This window comes from Pseudomonas idahonensis, from assembly GCF_037903935.1.
GTDB classification, from domain to species: Bacteria; Pseudomonadota; Gammaproteobacteria; order Pseudomonadales; family Pseudomonadaceae; genus Aquipseudomonas; species Aquipseudomonas danubii.
In genome coordinates this window covers 2,553,478-2,570,848 of sequence record NZ_CP149586.1, presented here as the reverse complement: position 1 = coordinate 2,570,848, position 17,371 = coordinate 2,553,478, and the positions used below count along the sequence as shown (strand labels likewise).

The window sequence follows — 17,371 nt, the reverse complement described above, 5'->3', positions numbered from 1 at the left end:
GTGAGGGCATGCCGAGCCTAAGCGAGGCACCGAGTGGAGGGGCAGGAGCCCTTTGCTTACTTTGGGGCTTTTCCAAAGTGAGTCGCTGTAAGAGCGAAACCATAAGTAGCCGTTACCGCAGCAACGGATATGTCCCCCCACCCGCCCCGCCTAACCCCGCCCCATTTCAGAGCATTTCACCACCCACGCAAATTTCACTAGACATGTAACGTCCATTACATAAATATCATTTAGCCATTTTATGAAACAAAAACGACATTCAGCTTCCAAGGCACCCCGATGCCCTCTCTCCGAGACCTGATCACCGACCCCGCCCTCGACCTGACGCCTTCAGAGCGCAAAGTCGTGCGCGCCCTGCTCGACCACTACCCGCGCAACGGATTGGGGCCAATGTCACGCCTGGCGGAACACGCCGGGGTCAGCGACCCGACCATCGTACGGTTGGTGAAGAAACTCGGCTTCAGCGGCTACGGCGAATTCCAGGAAGCCCTGCTCAGCGACATGGACGACCGCCTGCGCTCCCCCAGCACCCTGCTGCGCCCACGCTCACAAGTGGCCCAGGGCGATACCTGGAGCCGCTACCTGGCGGACAGCCAGCGCGCCCTGCACGACACCCAGTCCCTGACCCAGCCCGAAGACATCCGCGTACTCATGGACTGGCTGCTGGACAGCCGTCATCAGCTGTACTGCTTTGGCGGACGCTTCAGCAGCTTCCTCGCCCACTACCTGCTCAACCACCTGCGGTTGATGCGCCCGGGCTGTTTCTTTCTTGAAGACAACGCGCAACTGCCGGACCGCCTGTTCGATCTGCAGCGCCAGGACGTGGTGCTGCTGTTCGACTACCGCCGCTATCAGTCCCAGGCCCTGCGGGTGGCCAGCGCAGCCAAGGCGCGCAACGCCCGGGTGGTGCTGTTCACCGATATCTATGCCTCGCCGCTGCGGGAGCTGGCGGACCTGATCATCAGTGCCCCGGTGGAGTCCCTGTCGCCATTCGACACCCTGGTGCCAGCGCTGGCCCAGGTCGAGGCGCTGATCGCCTGCCTGACCCCGCGCAGCGCCGATCTTGATCAACGCCTGGAGGGCATCGACGCCCTGCGGGCGCAATTCGATACCCATGTGCTGGAGGAGAAATAAGGATGTTCAGCCTGCCCCACCGTTCGCCCCGGGACTTGCCCTTCGTCGTCGATCACACGGCCCTGCTGCTGGTGGACATGCAGCGCGCCTGGCTCGAACCGCAGTTCGACCCGCACCTGCAAGGCCCCGAGGGCGAGGCCTTTCTCAAGCGTGCCCGGGAGCAGGTGATCCCCAACCAGCAACGCCTGCTGGCCGCAGTGCGCGAAGCACGGCAGAACGTGCTGCACACCATTATCGAAAGCCTGACCGCCGACGGCCGTGACCGCTCCCTGGACCACAAGCTGTCGGACATGCACCTGCCCAAGGGCAGCCCCCAGGCGGCGATCATCGACGAGCTGGCACCGGTGGAAAACGAGATCGTCCTGCCCAAGACCTCTTCCGGGGTGTTCAACTCCACCAACATCGACTACGTGCTGCGCAACCTGGAAACCCGGCACCTGATCGTCGCAGGCATCGTCACCGACCAGTGCGTGGACATGGCCGTGCGTGACGCCGCCGACCGCGGCTACCTGGTGACCCTGGTCGAGGACGCCTGCGCCACCTATAGCGATACTCGGCACCAGGCCTGCCTGAATGCGATCAAGGGCTACTGCTGGATCACCGATACCCAGACCGTGCTCGGCCGCCTGCGGGAGATCCGCGGATGAGCCGCGGCCAGGGCATCGAGGCCCTGACGCCACTGGCCATGACCAGCATCGTCACCACCGATTTGATCGGCGTCACCCGGGGCCGCTCCTTTCCCAGCGACGAGCTGGAGCGCTACCGGATCGGCGGCTGTGGCTGGGTGCCGGCCAACAGCGCCCTGACGCCCCAGGACCTGATCGCCGAGGACAACCCCTGGGGCGCCTATGGCGACCTGCGGCTGATACCCGACCTGGACAGCCGGGTCACTGTCGGCGCCGGTCCGGATGCCACGGCCGCGCCCCTGGACTACATTCACGCCGATATCTGCCAGACCGATGGCCAGCCCTGGGCCGCCTGCCCGCGCACCCTGCTGCGCAACGAGGTCGAGCGCTACCGTGAGCTGGGCATCCAGATCACCGCCGCCTTCGAGCACGAATTCAACCTCAACAGCGGCGCCGCTCAACGCGAGCACCTGGCCTTCTCCCTGGAGGCCCAGCGCCAGGGCGCGGCCTTCGGTGGCTGGCTGCTGGCGGCATTGCGGGCGGCCGGTGTCGAACCGGAAATGTTCCTCCCCGAATACGGCAAGCAGCAATACGAGATCACCTGCCGCCCGACCCAGGGCCTGGCCGCCGCCGACCGCGCGGTGAACGTGCGCGAGATCACCCGGGAGGTGGCCCGGCAGCTGGGGCAACGGGTCAGCTTCGCCCCCAAGACCGCAGCGGACGCGGTGTGCAACGGGGTGCACCTGCACCTGAGCCTGCAAGACCTGGACGGCACGCCACTGCTCTACGATCCCCTGGCGGTCCGCGGCGACGACCTGTCACGGCTGGGCCAGCACTGGGCCGCCGGGGTGCTCAAGCACCTGCCGGCACTGTGCGCCTTCACCGCGCCGACGCCGCTGTCCTATGAACGCCTGCAACCCCATCACTGGAGCGCCTCCTACGCCTGCCTGGGCCTGCGCAACCGCGAAGCGTCGCTGCGCATCTGCCCCACCGTGGACATCGGCGGCAAGCCCGTGGCGCCGCAGTACAACCTGGAATTCCGCGCCCTGGATGCCACCGCCTCGCCACACCTGGCCATGGCCGTGATCCTGATCGCCGGACGCCTGGGCCTTGAACAGAAGCTGCCGCTCAACGCAATGACCGACAAGGTCCCCGATGAGCTGAGCATCGAACAGCGCCTGGCCAGCGGCATCGTGCCCCTGCCCGGCAACCTGACCCAGGCCCTGGACTGCCTGCGCAGCAACACGGAGTTGCTGCAGACCCTGCCGCCGGAGCTGCTGAGCACCTATTTCGCCGTCAAACAAAAGGAAGTGTCCCTGACCGAGCACCTGACCGCTGCCGATCTCTGTGAGCACTATGGACACCTGTACTAAATCCGCCGAGCACGGTTTTTATACCGAGCCGGCCTATCGCCTGCTGCGGGAAGACTCCGAGCATCCGCTGATCCTGGTGTGCGAGCACGCCAGCCACTACATTCCACCGGCCCTGCACGACCTGGGCCTGGACCCGGTGGCGGCCCGCGAGCATATCGCCTGGGACCCGGGCGCCCTGGAACTGGCCGAGAGCCTGTCCCAGGCCCTGGGCGCGACCCTGATCGCGGCCAACTATTCGCGCCTGCTGATCGACCTGAACCGGCCGCGGCATGCCCCAGACAGCATCCCGCTGCAAAGCGAGATCTATCAGGTGCCGGGCAACCAGCACCTGGACGAGGCCACCCGCGAGTACCGCCGCCAGCAGCTGTTCACGCCGTTCCACCAGCGTCTGCAGCGCATCATCGACCGGCGCCTGGCCGAGGGGCGCGAGGTACGAGTGGTGGGGATTCACAGCTTCACCCCGGTGTACTACAGCCAGCCACGCGCGCTGGAAGTCGGCGTGCTGTATGGCAACGCCACCGCCTACGCCGCGCGGATACTGGAAGGTTTGTGGGCCCTGCCGATAAAGGTGGCGGGCAACCAGCCTTATGAAATCGACCCCTTGAGCGACATGACCGTGCCGGTGCACGGTGATGCCCGGGGCCTGGAGTCGGTACTGATCGAGGTGCGCAACGACCTGTTGCGCAGCCCTGAAGCGGTGCAGCACTGGAGCGACTGTCTGGCGCCACTGCTGTAACGGAGGTTGAAAGACGCTTGAACGCAACAAAGGCTGTTTGCAGGACAGGTACAACAACAAGAAAAACCGCTGTGGTGTGTCTTTAACCCTGCCAGGTTCAAACACAGACCGGCGCGCGAGGCGTCAATGACGACCCTCGCCGCCGGATGCGCCCACTTACATTGGCTACAAGGAGAACTGCTTCATGGAGATTGAAGAATTCGGCTACAAACAGGAACTCAAGCGCGGGCTGAGCCTGCGCGACCTGGTGGTCTACGGGATGATTTTCATGATCCCCATCGCCCCGTTCGGGGTCTACGGCTACGTCAACCAGGAAGCCCCGGGCATGGTGCCCCTGGCCTACATCATCGGCATGGTGGCGATGGTCTTCACCGCCCTGAGCTACGGCGCCATGGCCCGCGCCTTCCCCATCGCCGGCTCGGTCTACTCCTATGCCCAGCGCGGCCTCAATCCCCATGTCGGCTTTCTCGCCGGCTGGCTGATGCTCCTGGACTACCTGCTGATCCCGCCGCTGCTCTACGTCTACGCGGCCATGGCCCTCAACCACCTGTACCCGGAAGTGCCCAAGGTCGGCTTCATCCTGGCGTTCCTGGTCAGCGCCACCTTCGTCAACCTACGGGGCATCACCTTCACTGCGCGGATGAACATCCTGTTCCTGCTGGCGCAACTGGTGGTCCTGGGGATCTTCCTGTTCTACGCCTGGAACGCCCTGCACGGCGGCACCGGCAACGGCCAACTGACCCTGGCGCCGCTGTACAGCCCGGAACACTTCCACTTCGGCATGCTGATGCAGGGCGTGTCGATTGCGGTGCTGTCGTTCCTGGGCTTTGACGCCATCTCGACCCTGGCCGAAGAGGTCAAGGGCGACCCGGGCCGCAGCGTCGGTCGCGCCGCCCTGATCACCCTGGTGGTGATGGGGGCGATCTTCGTGGTGCAGACCTGGATCGCCACGGACCTGGCCGCCGGCATGGGCTTCAAGTCTGCCGACACCGCCTTCTACGAGATCGCCGAACTGGCCGCCGGCAGCTGGCTGGCGACCCTCACCGGGGTGGCCACGGCACTGGCCTGGGGCGTGGCGGTGGCCATCACCTCGCAAGCCGCGGTGTCGCGCCTGCTGTTCGGCATGGCCCGGGACGGCAAGCTGCCCAAGGTGCTGGCCAAGGTCCACCCGAAACACAATACCCCGCACATCAGCATCTACCTGGTGGCGGTGCTGTCGCTGCTGATCTGCTACCTGTTCATCAACTCGGTGGACACCCTGACCTCACTGGTCAACTTCGGCGCCCTGAGCGGCTTCATGCTGCTGCACATCACCGTGATCAATTTCTACTGGCGCCGGCAGAAGTCCGGCCAGGTGATCCGCCACCTGATCTGCCCGGTGATCGGCTTCGTGATCGTCAGCGCCATCATGTACAACATGGGCGTGGATGCGCAGAAGCTCGGCGCCATCTGGATAGCCGCCGGGCTGGTCTACCTGTTCCTGCTGAACAAGCTGGGCAGCGGTGCCGCCCTGCCCGATCCGCTCAAACCCTAAGTGACTTACCTGCGGCGCCGGATGGCGTCGCGCTTCCCCCCCGAGGCAGCCGCCAAGAGCCGCCCGGGGACAGGCCGCCGGATGCCGCGGCCGTGGAACTGCGTGGTAACCGACAGTGATGTCTGGCCCATGTTCGCCCCCCGGGGCGAGCGGCCCTTGATACAGGAGTGCACCCATGCTGGCTTTGCGTCCCGTGGCGTTATTCGATCTGCCCCAACTGCTGCGCCTGGCCCGCGAACGCCTGCTGGGCGTAACGTCCCTGGTGGATGACGAAACCTACCTGCGGGAAAGGATCCTCGATTCCCTGGCGTCCTTTGCCAAGACCGAGGCCAGCCAGGGCCCGGAGAACTACTTTCTGGTGCTCGAGGACCCAGACAGCGGCCTGCTCCACGGCTGTTCCGACATTCTTGCCACGGCGGGCTTTGCCGCGCCGTTCTACAGCCTGCGCAACCGACCCTTCATCAGCAGCTCCCGGGAGCTGAACATCGAGCACGGGGTGCCGACCCTGTCCCTGTGCCAAGACCTCAGCGAACAGACCCTGCTGCGCAGCTTCCACGTGGACCCGGCATTGTCGGGCACGCCCCTGGCGCAACTGACGTCCCGGGCGCGGCTGCTGTTCATGGCCGCTCACCCCCAGCGCTTTGCCGAGAGCACCATCAGCGAGATCGTCGGCTACAGCAACGCCGCCGGCGAGTCGCCGTTCTGGGAGGCGGTGGGCCAGCACTTCTTCGACCTGCCCTACATCGAGGCCGAACGCCTGTGCGCCCTTCAGGGCCGGGGCTTTCTGGCCGAACTCATGCCCCAGTACCCGCTGTACATCCCGATGCTGCCGCCGTCGGCCCAGGACTGCATCGGACGGATTCACCCCGATGCGCGGGAGGCCTGCGACATCCTGATCGACGAGGGCTTCGCGCCTACCCAGTATGTGGACCTGTTCGATGCCGGGCCGACCCTGCAGGCCCGCAATAACCAGCTACGCTCGATCGTTCAGAGCCGGGTCGCGACCAGCTACCTCAGCCCCCAGAGTGGCCAGGGTCGCCACTGGTTGCTGAGCAATGACCGACTGCAGGGATTTCGCGCCATTGTCGCGCCCCTGGATGAAGCCCCGGGCGATGTGGTCGGGCTCGACCCGTCGATGCTCCAGGCCCTGCAAGTGACAGCGGGCGAACCGGTACGGGGAATCGCGTTATGAGTGGCCCGCCGCTTCTGCGCTGCCCGGGACTGTTGCAAGGAGTGCACCGATGATCGTCCGTCCGATCCGCGTCACCGATCTGCCTGGCGTGCTGGCTTTGCTGGAGGGCAGCTGTCGCGAGTTGAACAACCTCTCCACCGACCCCGAGCGCCTGGCCCATCGCTTGCGCTGGGCCCAGCGCACCTTCGCCAGCCGGGTGGAACGGGCCGATGCCGACTACCTGTTCGTGCTGGAGGACGACGACCAGCAAATCATCGGCATCTGCGGCCTGAGCGGCGCCATCGGCCTGCGCGAGCCTTGCTACAACTACCGGGTCGGCATCACCCGTGGCAGAGCCCCGGGGCTGGGTATCGACAAAGAGATCCCGACCCTGTTCCTGTGCAACGAGATGACCGGGCAATCCCAGCTGTGTTCGCTGTTCCTGCGCCGCGACCAGCGCCAGGGCTACACTGGCCGCCTGCTGTCCACTGCACGCTTGCTGTTCGTCGCCGAGCACCCGACGCTGTTCGGCGACAAGCTGGTGGCCGAATTGCGTGGCCAGCTCGACAGCCAGGGCTGCTCGCCGTTCTGGGACAGCCTGGGCCGACACTTTTTCAAGATGGACTTCCAGCAGGCCAATCGCCTGTCCAGCCATGGCAGCAAATCCTTCATCGCCGAACTGATGCCGCGCCAGCCGCTGTACACCTGCCTGCTCAGCCCACAGGCCCAGGCGGCCATCGGCCAGGCCCACCAGAGCACCGAGCAGGCGGTGAACATCCTGCGCGACGAAGGCTTCAGCCATCAGGGCTGCATCGATATCTTCGACGGCGGGCCGCTGATCGAGGCCGAAGTGGCGAAGATCCGCAGCGTGCGCGAAAGCCAGACCCTGCCCTTGCTGGTGGGCCGCCCGGACGAACAGGCGCCGGTGTGGCTGATTCACAACCGCCGCCTGGAAAACTGCCGCATCACCGCCGCCCCCGGGCGCCTGGTTTCGGGCTGCCTGCTGGTGGACCGCCTGACCGCCAAGCGCCTACAACTGCAGCCAGGGGACTCGGTACGCGCCGTGCCACTGTTGGCCTGCCCGGCGCGGCCTCAGGGCCAGTCCGGGATCGCCCTCGCGCCGGACGCCGCTCTGCCCCTGTAGCCACGAGATTGACGAACGCCGGGGCGAATGTTCATATGCCGCCCAGTTTCAGGTGCCTCATGCCGCCGTGCACGAGGTGAAACGGGAAACCGGTGCGCCCTTTCAGGGCCAGTCCGGTGCTGCCCCCGCAACGGTAAGCGAGTGCTGCATTCAACACGCCACTGTACCCACGGTATGGGAAGGCGAATGCCGCCAGACTCGCAAGCCCGGAGACCGGCCTGAAACGTCTGTTTGGCAATCCTGCGGTGGGCGGGCATGGGCCGGTATGGTCGCGTGCCTGTGGCCGATACCTTCTCCTGCGTGCTTCCCGAAGTCACTTTCGAGAAGACCAAGAATGACAACAACTGACACCTTCCTTGCATGCGACTGGCGTGCACCTCGGCGCACCCTGAGCGGTGCCCTGCTCGGCTGCCTGTTCAGCCCCCTGCTGCTGGCGGACGACACTCCCCTGACACTGGAACGGCAATGGGTTTCCGCCCCTTCGGTGGAGTCCACCACGGTGGCCGAAATGGCCCGGTACGGCAGCAAGGTGGAGATCATCGACCGCCAGCAGATCGAACGCGCCGGCCCCAGCAGCGACATCACCCGAGTGCTGCAGATGTACGTCCCCGGCCTCTACGTCGCGCCGAAAAACGGCCCCTTCGACTACGGCACCTATTCCTTGCTGGGGGGCCGCAACGACGACACCCTGATCCTGCTGGACGGCGTACGCCTGAACAACCGTCTGTACGGCGGCCTGTACCTGGACACCTTGCCGGCCAATGCCATCGAACGCATCGAAGTGCTCAAGGGCGGCCAGAGCCTGCTGTTCGGCACCCAGGCGGTGTCCGGGGTGATCAACATCGTCACCCGCAGCCCCCAGACCCGCGACACCTCCGGCGAGGTCAACCTGGGCCTGGACAGCTTCATGGGGCAAAGCGGCGATGCCCGGGTGGAGCGCATCCTCAGCAATGGCTTGGGCGATCTGGGCCTGCTGGCCTATGTCAGCCACAACGTCTCCGATGGCTACCAGCCCTATCGCAACAGCGCCTACAGCGCCAGCACCCGGGACAAGAAACGCGGCTATGAAGTGACCACCTTCGGCGCCAAGGCGATCCAGGGCTTCGCCGACGATTCGCGCTTGGAACTGTTCTACCAGTACAGCGATGCCAACCTGGATTTCGCCCGCCCGGTGAACAACCAGAAGACCACCAACGACCGCGTCCAGCAGATCGCCACCGCGACCTTCGAGCAGCGCCTGAGCGAGCGTTTCAGCTACTTCGTCAAGGGCCATGTCAACGACTGGGACACGCGCTACACCAAGATCGACAGCCTCAAGGACGGCAGCCTGGTGAGCAAAAACCGTAACGACTACTGGGGCTTCACCGACTGGGGCCTGCAGGCCGAAGGCAAGGCCGAGCTGGACGGCGGCCATGTGCTGGTGTTCGGCACCGACAACCAGTGGTTCAAGGGCCAGGACGATGTGCTCAAGATCGACAATAACCAGGCCCAGGCCAATGCCCTGTACACCCAGTTGCGCCCGGTGTTCGCGGCGCTGCCCGACTGGCACCCGAGCCTGGGCATCCGCCACGAGAAGATGAGCGGCGGCGAGAGCGCCACCGTGGGCATGCTCACCTCCCTGTACGACCTCAATGCCCATTGGCAACTGCGTGGCCAGTACGGCAGCGCCTTCAAGCTGCCCAACGCCGAGCAGTTGTTCGTCAACGAGGACTACGAACAAGGCAACCGCAACCTCAAGCCGGAAAAGAGCCTGAATGCCGAGCTCGGCCTGGACTACAAGGGCAGCCTGCTGGCCGGCGAGTTCAACGCCAGCGTCACGGCCTTCCAGCGCAAGATCGACGACCTGATTGCCCTCGATGGCATCCACTGGGTCAATGGCCAGGGGCGGATCAAGGTGCGCGGCATGGAGGTCGACGGCCGCTGGCAGTTCAGCCCGCGATGGAACCTCTCGGCGGACCTGACCCGCAATCTGCTGGAATCGCGCAACGGCGTGACCCTGAGCAACATTCCCGGCTTCTTCGCCCGCTCGCGACTGGGCTACGAGTCCGAGGATGGTCAGTGGGGCGTGGGGGGCGCGATCCGCTACATCGGCCAGATCGACAGCGCGAAGAAGGTCGACTACGGCCACTACTCGGTGGTGGACGCCGATGCCTATCGCTACCTCGACAGGGCCCAGCAACATCGCCTGAGCCTGCTGGTGGAGAACCTGTTCGACCGCGACTACACCACCAGCATGACCAGCAGCGCGCCGGCGGTGGACAACCTCGGCCGGCCCTTTACCAGCGAAGTGCGCTACACCTACCGCTTCTGAGGCCCAACGACATGCACAAGGACTATCAACGGGTGCTGTTCGTCGGCCCCGGCCTGCACGGCGGCACCCTGGGCGAAGCCTTTCGCCGCGAGCTCAAGGCGCTGCGCAACGAGGACGCCGGCAGCCGGGTGATCGACACCCTGGACGGCTTCGACAGCCTCTGGGCTGCCCTGGAGGAACCCTTGCCCGAGGACGGCGCGGCGCTGCTGGTGGTGGACCTGGAGCCCAGCTCCGACAGCGCTTACCTGGACTGGCTGCGCGATGAACTGGGACGCCTGGCCCGGGCCCATCCCCAGGCGCCGCAGCTGTGGATCACCGCCCAGGCCCTGGGCCGTCGCGGGCTGGATGCAGCGCTGGCCTGCGCCAGCATCGCCCAGCACGAGCGGCACCTGCCCTGCGATCAGGTCAACGCCGTGGCCAGCGACCCGGACTGGTCGCGGGTGCCGCCCCATGCCCGGCAGGTGTTCCTGTGCACCGGCCCGCGCTGCGTGCGCCGCGGTGCCCTGGCGCTGTGGAAGACCCTGCGCCGTGAACTGCTGCGCCTTGAGCACATGGAAACCCCCGGCGGCGTGCTGCTGACCCGCACCGCCTGCCAGTTCCCCTGCAACCTGGGGCCGGTACTGACCGTGCACCCCGATGGCTGCTGGTACCGGGTCAGCGACGACAGCCAGGTCGTGCGTCTGGTGCAGGGGCATCTGCTGGCAGGTGAGCCGGTGCAGGATCTGCTGATCCCTTCGCCGTATGCGGGGGTGGCGGATGCCTAGGAAGATCCTCGGCCTCCTGCTATGGCTGGCGACCGTCCCGGCCCTGGCGGCCAGCTACGACAACTGCGCCAAGACCTGGACCGTCGAGGACCCTCCCCGGCGCATCGTGGCCCTCAACCAGCACAGCGCCGACCTGCTGCTGGCCCTGGGCGCCGGGCCATCGATGATCGGCGTCGCCTACCTGGATGACGACAGTCAGGCCCAGGCCCAGGGGCAGTACCACGGCGTGCCGGTGATCGCCCGGCAATACCCGTCGGCGGAGGTGCTCTACAGCCTGAAGCCCGACCTGGTGGTGGGCGGCTTCGCTTCGGCGTTTCCCGATAACTTCAGCTCCCGGGAGCGTCTGGGGCGCATCGGCATCGCCAGCTACCTGCTGGAGTCGGCCTGCGCCGGGCATGATGAGGACTACTTCGGGCATATCCGTCGCGACCTGCGGACCCTGGGCCGGCTGTTGCAGCAGCCAGCCCGGGCCGAGCAACTGATCGCGGCCATGGAGGCTGACCTTGCCGCGGCAGCAGCCTTGTACCGGGGCCGCGACACGCCCGCGGTGTTCTACCTGGACAGCGAGGTCAACGGCCTTGCCAGCCAGGGCCAGCGCGGTTTTGTCGGGGTACTGCTGCAAGCCGCCGGCGCCCGCAACAGCTTCGCCGCCATCGACCGCCCGCGCCTGACGGTCGACAGCGAAACCCTGCTGAGCAACGACCCGGACGTGCTGCTCCTGGCAGACGCCCTGTGGTCACCGGCCACGCGCAAACGCCAGTTGTTGCAGCGTGACCCGGTGCTGTCGCGGTTGCGGGCGGTGCGCGAGGAGCGGCTGATCGACATCCCCTTCGCCCAACTGGTGCCGGGGATCGCCAGCGGCCGCACCGCGCTGGAACTGGCGCGGCGCGTGCACCCTGCTCCCCCGTAGGCGCCGGCTTGCCGGCGAAGCGAGCACCGCCAACCGCCGCGACGCGCCACCCGACGCCTGCGCGGGCAAGCCCGCTCCTACAAGCCGGCTTGCCGGCGAACGGAACACCGCCAATCACGCGGCGTACATGCCGACGCCTTCACGGGCAAGCCCGACAAGAGGCAGGTATTACAGAGGATTCAACACCCGGCGCGAAGGCCGCTCCGGTGGATGGCAGGTGACGTTGTTGCGACCAGCGGTCTTGGCGGCATACAAGGCCTGATCGGCATCGTTCAACCAATCCATGGCGTCCTCATGCATGGGGTTGAATGCCGCCAGGCCAATGCTCAGGCTCACCTGCAACGCCGGATTCTGTTCGTAGCCCAGGGCCGCGAAGCGCCCGCGCAGCGCCTCCATCAGATCGGCGGCGTGCTCCAGCGGCACGTCCGGCAGGATCACGCAGAACTCATCACCGCCATAACGCCCGGCCTGATCGCTGGCCCGCAGGTTCTGCCGGAGGAGCTTGCTCAACTGGCGCAGCACCACATCCCCGGCCACATGACCGTAAGTGTCGTTGATGGCCTTGAAGTGATCGATGTCGATCAGGGCGATGGCGCCACCATGGGCCTGGCGCTGGCAACGCTGGAACTCGATCTCCAACTGGTCCTTCCAGGCGCCGTGGTTGAGCAGCCCGGTCAGGCTGTCGGTGCGACTCAGGGCCAGCAGCTCGCGCTTGTGCCGGCCCAGGGTCGCCGCTTGCTGGTAACAGATGTAGCCCAGCGCCATCGGGTACAGAGTCAGCATCGGCAGGCAGGCATACAACTGCTGCGGCGTGGTCAGGGGAGTGAACGACAGCCCGAACACCCCCAGGCCGATGCCAATGCCCAGAACCTGGGCCCCACAGCCGGCAAGAAAAAAACGCACCCCGCCCAGGGCGATGTTGTTCATCGCCATCATCCCCAGGGTGGTGGCCAGCGGCAGCGGATTGAACTGCATGGCCGCGACCCAGAACCCGCCGAGCAAGGAGTCCACCAGCAGGTTGCGGTACTCGGCGCGAAACGGCACCCGCGACCAGCGCGCCCACTGATAGGCCAGGTGCGGCCAGACAAAGGCGTTGAACAGCATCAAGCCCCAGACCCAGGGCGCCGGTTGCAGCGGCCACATCCCGGCGGCCACGCACAGCAAGCCCAGGCCAAGGCCCAGAATCCGCGATTTATACAGCCTCCTGGCCAATGACAGTCCCTTGCCTGTGGTGTACTGCGCAGGGGCCAAGTTGCCTCCGTCCAGCGATGGGAAAGATGCAGCGAGCGATAGGTGAGCTTGACCGTTGCAAGTCTAGCCACGCGGATGCAAAACGCCATCAGTGTACACAGCCTGCCCGCTCAAGACGGGCCCGCTGAGCGGGAATCTGCCCGCCGGCCCCATGCATTCATTTGCAGAATGAAGTTCAGAGGAAACTTCGTTTGTCAGCCCCGGCAGGCCCCAGCAGAATCAGGACGCCCCGCCCTTTTCATGCCTCGATCCACTGCCACGGGAACCTTGTCCATGAGCAACCAGCACTTCGTCAGTCCTGATCTGATCCGCCAGGGTTTTTCCCGGGCCATGTCGGATATGTACCGTGAGGAGGTGCCCCTCTACGGCACCCTGATGGCGCTGGTGGCCCAGGTCAATGCCCAGGTCCTGGAACAGCAGCCGACCATTGCCCGGCACTTGCAGCACAGCGGCGAACTGCAGCGCCTGGACCTGGAGCGCCACGGCGCCATCCGTGTCGGCAGCGCCGCCGAGCTGGCGACCCTGGCCCGGCTGTTCGCGGTCATGGGCATGCAGCCGGTGGGCTACTACGACCTGACCCCGGCCGGGGTGCCGGTGCACTCCACGGCCTTTCGCGCGGTGCACGAAGAGGCCCTGCACGTCAGCCCGTTCCGGGTCTTCACCTCGTTGCTGCGCCTGGAACTGATCGACAACCCCGAACTGCGGCGCTTTGCCGAACAGGTGCTGGCCCAACGCTCGATCTTCACCCCCAAGGTGCTGGAACTGATCGAACAGGCCCACGCCCAAGGCGGCCTGGATGAGCACGATGCCCAACGCTTCATTCAGGAAGCCCTGGAGACCTTCCGCTGGCACCACCACGCCACGGTGACCGCCGCCCAGTACGCCAGTCTCAGTGCCCAGCACCGGCTGATCGCCGACGTGGTGGCGTTCAAGGGGCCGCACATCAACCACCTGACCCCACGCACCCTGGACATCGATGAAGTGCAACGGCTGATGCCCGAGCACGGCATCACCCCCAAGGCGGTGATCGAGGGCCCGCCACGCCGGGCGTGCCCGATCCTGCTGCGCCAGACCAGCTTCAAGGCCCTGGAGGAACGGGTGGCCTTCACCGATCAGGACTTGCCCCAGGGCAGCCACAGCGCCCGCTTCGGCGAGATCGAGCAACGCGGCGCGGCACTGACACCCAAGGGCCGGGCCCTCTACGACCGCCTGCTGAATGCAGCCCGCGACGCCCTGGGCGACTTCCCCAGCGAGAGCAATGCCCAGCGCTACAACCAGCTGATGCAGGCGCACTTCGACGAGTTCCCCGACAACCACGACGCCATGCGTGAACAGGGCCTGGCCTATTTCCGCTACTTCGTCAGCGACGCCGGGCTGGCGGCACGCCACCAGCCCCAGCGGCCCACCACCTTGTCAGCGTTGCTGGCCGCCGGGCACCTGCGGGCCGAACCCCTGGTGTATGAGGACTTCCTGCCGGTGAGCGCCGCCGGGATCTTCCAGTCCAACCTGGGGGACGACAGCCAGAGCCACTACGCCGCACACTCCAACCGCCAGGCCTTCGAAACGGCCCTGGGCCGCGCCACCCTGGATGAGTTGCAGCTCTACGCCCAGACCCAGCAGCGCTCCCTGGAGCAGTGCGCAGCCAGCCTGGGCCTGCCAGCGCTCTAAGCCCTGTCCGGCATCGGCCTTGCGGGGCGGTGCCGGATTCCCCCCTCGTCGTTTTGCCCCATGGTCATGGCCTGGCCGGAACGCTATTCTGCCGGCACTTGCGCCCGAGCCCGCGGCGCGCCACCACCAAGGATGGACACGGCGACATGAGATTCGCGACCGGCCTGTTTTTATGCTGCGCCCTCGGCGCCACGCTGAGCACCCACGCAGCAGAAACCGTCAACGACATCACCCAGCTCAACCCCATCGTGGTGGACCAGGTGGCCCGGCCCACCACCCTGGAGCAGATCGTCAAACGGGTGGCCGAACACCCCGGCCCCATCGCCATCGGCGGCGGGCGCTACAGCATGGGCGGCCAGACTGCCACCGAGCATGCCTTGCAGATCGATATGCGCGGCTTCGACCGGGTGCTCGGTTTCTCCCGCGAGCACAAGGAAATCACCGTGCAGCCCGGCATCACCTGGCGCGCCCTGCAGAGTTTCATCGACCCCTACGATCTGTCCGTGAGCATCATGCAGAGCTACGCCAATTTCACCGTCGGCGGCGCCCTGAGCGTCAACGCCCATGGCCGCTATGTCGGCTATGGGCCGCTGGTGACCTCGGTCAAATCCATCAAGCTGGTGCTGGCCGACGGCCAAGTGGTCGAAGCCAGCCCGCAAAGCAACGCCGACCTGTTCTACGGCGCCATCGGCGGCTACGGCGGCCTCGGGGTGATAGTCGAGGCCACCTTGCGCCTGAGCGACAACGTGCGCCTGCTGCGCAGCTTCGAAGAAATGCCCCTGGGCGACTACCGTTCCTACTTCCTCGACCGGATCGAGCACAACCCCAAGGTCATCCTGCATAACGCCGTGCTCTACCCCGACCAGTACCAGACCCTGCGCGCAGTGTCCTACAGCCAGACCGACCTGCCGCTAACGGTCAAGGAACGCCTCACGCCCCTGGACCAGAACTACTGGAAAGAACAGAAAGCCCTGAAAGTGGTGAGCCAATGGCCCGGGGGCAAGGCCCTGCGCCAGGAGGTGATCGACCCCCTGGTGCTGAAGAAACCCCAAGTCTCCTGGCGCAACCACGAGGCCAGCCTCGACGTGCGCGAACTGGAGCCCGATTCCCGGAGCAAGCGCACCTACGTGCTGCAGGAATACTTCGTGCCCACCGACCAGTTGGAAAGCTTCGTCCAGGAGATGGGCGCGACCCTGCGGGCGCACCGGGTCAACGTCATCAACCTGTCCATCCGCCACGCCAAGGCCGACCCCGGCACCTTGCTGGCCTGGGCCAAGACTGACGTGTTCGCCCTGGTGCTGTATTACCAGCAGAGCACGGCAGAGGCGGAACGGGACGAAGTGCGCGAGTGGACCCGGGCCCTGGTGGACAGCGCGATCAAGCGCGGCGGCAGCTACTACCTGCCGTATCAGATCCACGCCACCGCGCAGCAGTTTCGGGCGGCCTATCCGCGGGCCGGGGAATTTCTCGCACTCAAGGCGCGGGTCGATCCACACAACAAGTTTCGCAACAAGCTGTGGGACGCCTACGGCAGCGACAACCAGGGCAAATAGGTCACGCCCCGGGGCTCAACGGGCCCCGGACTTGTCACCGGCCAGCACCTTGCGTTGCTGAAGGAAAATCACCCCGTCACCGTCAAAGGCGATCACGTCGGCGGCGCTGAACGGAGCGCCGTCGCTGTGCTCATGCCGCAGCCAGCCCTCGGACCACAGGTCGCCGCTTTCATAACGGACCTGGACGAAGTAGTAAGGCGCTTCGCTGCGGGTGACTTCAACGTAGTGCCCACCATCGACGCCGCCCTGCCACTGGGCCCGGGGATGTTCCGGCAATGTGTGCACGGCTTCTTTGAAAAGGCTCGTCCAGGCAATCCCGAGGGCAACCAGTATCAGCGTCAGTGCGCCGATCGACATGAGAAAACGCTTCAACCAGATCAATCCAGGATCTCCACTACCATCCACCTCCGCGAGCGGTCCCGCGGAGCAGTCGGCCATTTTGTTGAAGGCCCCGCGACTGCGCAATGAAAAACCGCAGGCACTTGCCAGACGCCGGCAGAGCCTTCAGCCTTGCCCGGCGCGGCAACCGTGCAAGCGGCTTGGCGCCACTTCAACTCTATCGAGACACCCTGGCATGCGTATCACCCTGACGGACATCCGCCTCACTGCGGCGCAAGACCTCTGCGTCGGCTTCTGCTGTGCCTTCGGCGAGGGCCGCGGCCAATGGCTGGGCCCCTCGCCGAGGGTCGGGCACGACTACGAAGTGGAACTGAGCCTGGAGGACGAGTTCAGCTGGAATGACAACCTGGAGCCCTGTGCCCAGGGCCCGTTCCGCCTGCATTGGGACCAGGGTGCCTTGCAGGTCTGCGGGCGCCTGGTTCAGGTCGATGAGGATGGCGTCGCAGCCCTGGCAGTAGGCCCCTCGATCATCCTCCTGTCCCTGCGGGGTGGCCCTGAGCGCCTGCCGCAGTGGGTCAGCCTGCGCGCCCGCCAGATCAACCTGCAGCCCATCGCGCTTTGAGCGCCCACGACGAACCACAGTGCAGTGCAGGAAACCCGCAGGGGGGTGTTTGAAGGGAAGGCTGAGCGCCTTTCAAGGGCTCGAACGGCGCAGGACGCGACAGTTGCACAACCTGGCGTTCGCAGGACATTAGTCAGGGAGGGTGTTCGCCCAGTGCTCTGGCCTTGGCAATCCATGCACCGGTAAAGAGCCCTTGCACCGGGCGAACGATTGGCATTCTAGTGCAACTGAAGGG

Annotated in this window: 15 protein-coding genes and 1 riboswitch; of the genes, 13 read left to right on the top strand and 2 right to left on the bottom strand. The window is 65.9% G+C overall.

From position 1 onward, the window contains the following. Positions 1–279: 279 nt before the first annotated feature. The 10 genes from WIN67_RS11720 (at position 280) to WIN67_RS11675 (ending at position 11,703) form a co-directional block, all read left to right on the top strand. Positions 280–1,134: a MurR/RpiR family transcriptional regulator gene (locus WIN67_RS11720; protein WP_102861851.1), complete on the top strand. Its 855-nt coding sequence runs from the start codon at positions 280–282 to the stop codon at positions 1,132–1,134. A gap of 2 nt (positions 1,135–1,136) precedes the next feature. Next, positions 1,137–1,781, top strand: coding sequence for an isochorismatase family cysteine hydrolase (locus WIN67_RS11715; protein ID WP_102861852.1), 645 nt, complete (start codon positions 1,137–1,139; stop codon positions 1,779–1,781). Then, a complete protein-coding gene (locus tag WIN67_RS11710) occupies positions 1,778–3,133 on the top strand; it encodes a glutamine synthetase family protein (protein ID WP_339071301.1) in 1,356 nt (451 codons plus the stop codon). The genes WIN67_RS11715 and WIN67_RS11710 overlap by 4 nt, the downstream gene beginning before the upstream one ends. Beyond that, positions 3,117–3,869: an N-formylglutamate amidohydrolase gene (locus WIN67_RS11705; RefSeq protein WP_339071300.1), complete on the top strand. Its 753-nt coding sequence runs from the start codon at positions 3,117–3,119 to the stop codon at positions 3,867–3,869. Before WIN67_RS11710 ends, WIN67_RS11705 begins: the two co-directional genes overlap by 17 nt. A gap of 184 nt (positions 3,870–4,053) precedes the next feature. Further along, positions 4,054–5,403, top strand: coding sequence for an APC family permease (locus WIN67_RS11700; RefSeq protein WP_102880344.1), 1,350 nt, complete (start codon positions 4,054–4,056; stop codon positions 5,401–5,403). A gap of 175 nt (positions 5,404–5,578) precedes the next feature. Continuing rightward, the gene (locus WIN67_RS11695) at positions 5,579–6,595 is read left to right on the top strand and encodes an arginine N-succinyltransferase (RefSeq protein ID WP_339071299.1); all 1,017 of its coding nucleotides are present in this window, start codon (positions 5,579–5,581) and stop codon (positions 6,593–6,595) included. Positions 6,596–6,644: 49 nt separating this feature from the next. Beyond that, positions 6,645–7,718 carry an arginine N-succinyltransferase gene (locus WIN67_RS11690; RefSeq protein ID WP_102861857.1) on the top strand — a complete coding sequence of 358 codons (1,074 nt, stop codon included), beginning with the start codon at positions 6,645–6,647 and terminating at the stop codon, positions 7,716–7,718. 33 nt (positions 7,719–7,751) lie between these two features. Beyond that, positions 7,752–7,954: riboswitch (cobalamin riboswitch) on the top strand. A 98-nt stretch (positions 7,955–8,052) separates the two neighbouring features. Continuing rightward, positions 8,053–10,029: a TonB-dependent receptor gene (locus WIN67_RS11685; protein WP_339071298.1), complete on the top strand. Its 1,977-nt coding sequence runs from the start codon at positions 8,053–8,055 to the stop codon at positions 10,027–10,029. 11 nt (positions 10,030–10,040) lie between these two features. Beyond that, positions 10,041–10,793, top strand: a complete 753-nt coding sequence (locus tag WIN67_RS11680) for a (2Fe-2S) ferredoxin domain-containing protein (RefSeq protein WP_268562210.1) — start codon at positions 10,041–10,043, stop codon at positions 10,791–10,793. Further along, complete coding sequence (locus tag WIN67_RS11675; RefSeq protein ID WP_339071297.1) at positions 10,786–11,703, top strand: ABC transporter substrate-binding protein; 918 nt, start codon at positions 10,786–10,788, stop codon at positions 11,701–11,703. Before WIN67_RS11680 ends, WIN67_RS11675 begins: the two co-directional genes overlap by 8 nt. Positions 11,704–11,871: 168 nt before the next feature. Here the strand turns inward: WIN67_RS11675 and WIN67_RS11670 are convergent, their stop codons facing one another. Continuing rightward, on the bottom strand, positions 11,872–12,954 hold the full coding sequence (locus tag WIN67_RS11670; RefSeq protein WP_339071296.1) for a diguanylate cyclase: 1,083 nt from the start codon (positions 12,952–12,954) through the stop codon (positions 11,872–11,874). A 273-nt stretch (positions 12,955–13,227) separates the two neighbouring features. Here WIN67_RS11670 and WIN67_RS11665 point away from each other — a divergent pair, with 273 nt between their 5' ends. Further along, on the top strand, positions 13,228–14,622 hold the full coding sequence (locus WIN67_RS11665) for a 2-oxoadipate dioxygenase/decarboxylase HglS (RefSeq protein WP_339071295.1): 1,395 nt from the start codon (positions 13,228–13,230) through the stop codon (positions 14,620–14,622). A 146-nt stretch (positions 14,623–14,768) separates the two neighbouring features. Continuing rightward, positions 14,769–16,175, top strand: coding sequence for an FAD-binding oxidoreductase (locus WIN67_RS11660; RefSeq protein ID WP_306383551.1), 1,407 nt, complete (start codon positions 14,769–14,771; stop codon positions 16,173–16,175). 15 nt (positions 16,176–16,190) lie between these two features. Here the strand turns inward: WIN67_RS11660 and WIN67_RS11655 are convergent, their stop codons facing one another. After that, positions 16,191–16,547 carry a hypothetical protein gene (locus WIN67_RS11655; RefSeq protein WP_339071294.1) on the bottom strand — a complete coding sequence of 119 codons (357 nt, stop codon included), beginning with the start codon at positions 16,545–16,547 and terminating at the stop codon, positions 16,191–16,193. 202 nt (positions 16,548–16,749) lie between these two features. Here WIN67_RS11655 and WIN67_RS11650 point away from each other — a divergent pair, with 202 nt between their 5' ends. Further along, complete coding sequence (locus tag WIN67_RS11650) at positions 16,750–17,136, top strand: hypothetical protein (protein ID WP_339071293.1); 387 nt, start codon at positions 16,750–16,752, stop codon at positions 17,134–17,136. The last annotated feature ends 235 nt before the right edge of the window (positions 17,137–17,371 follow it).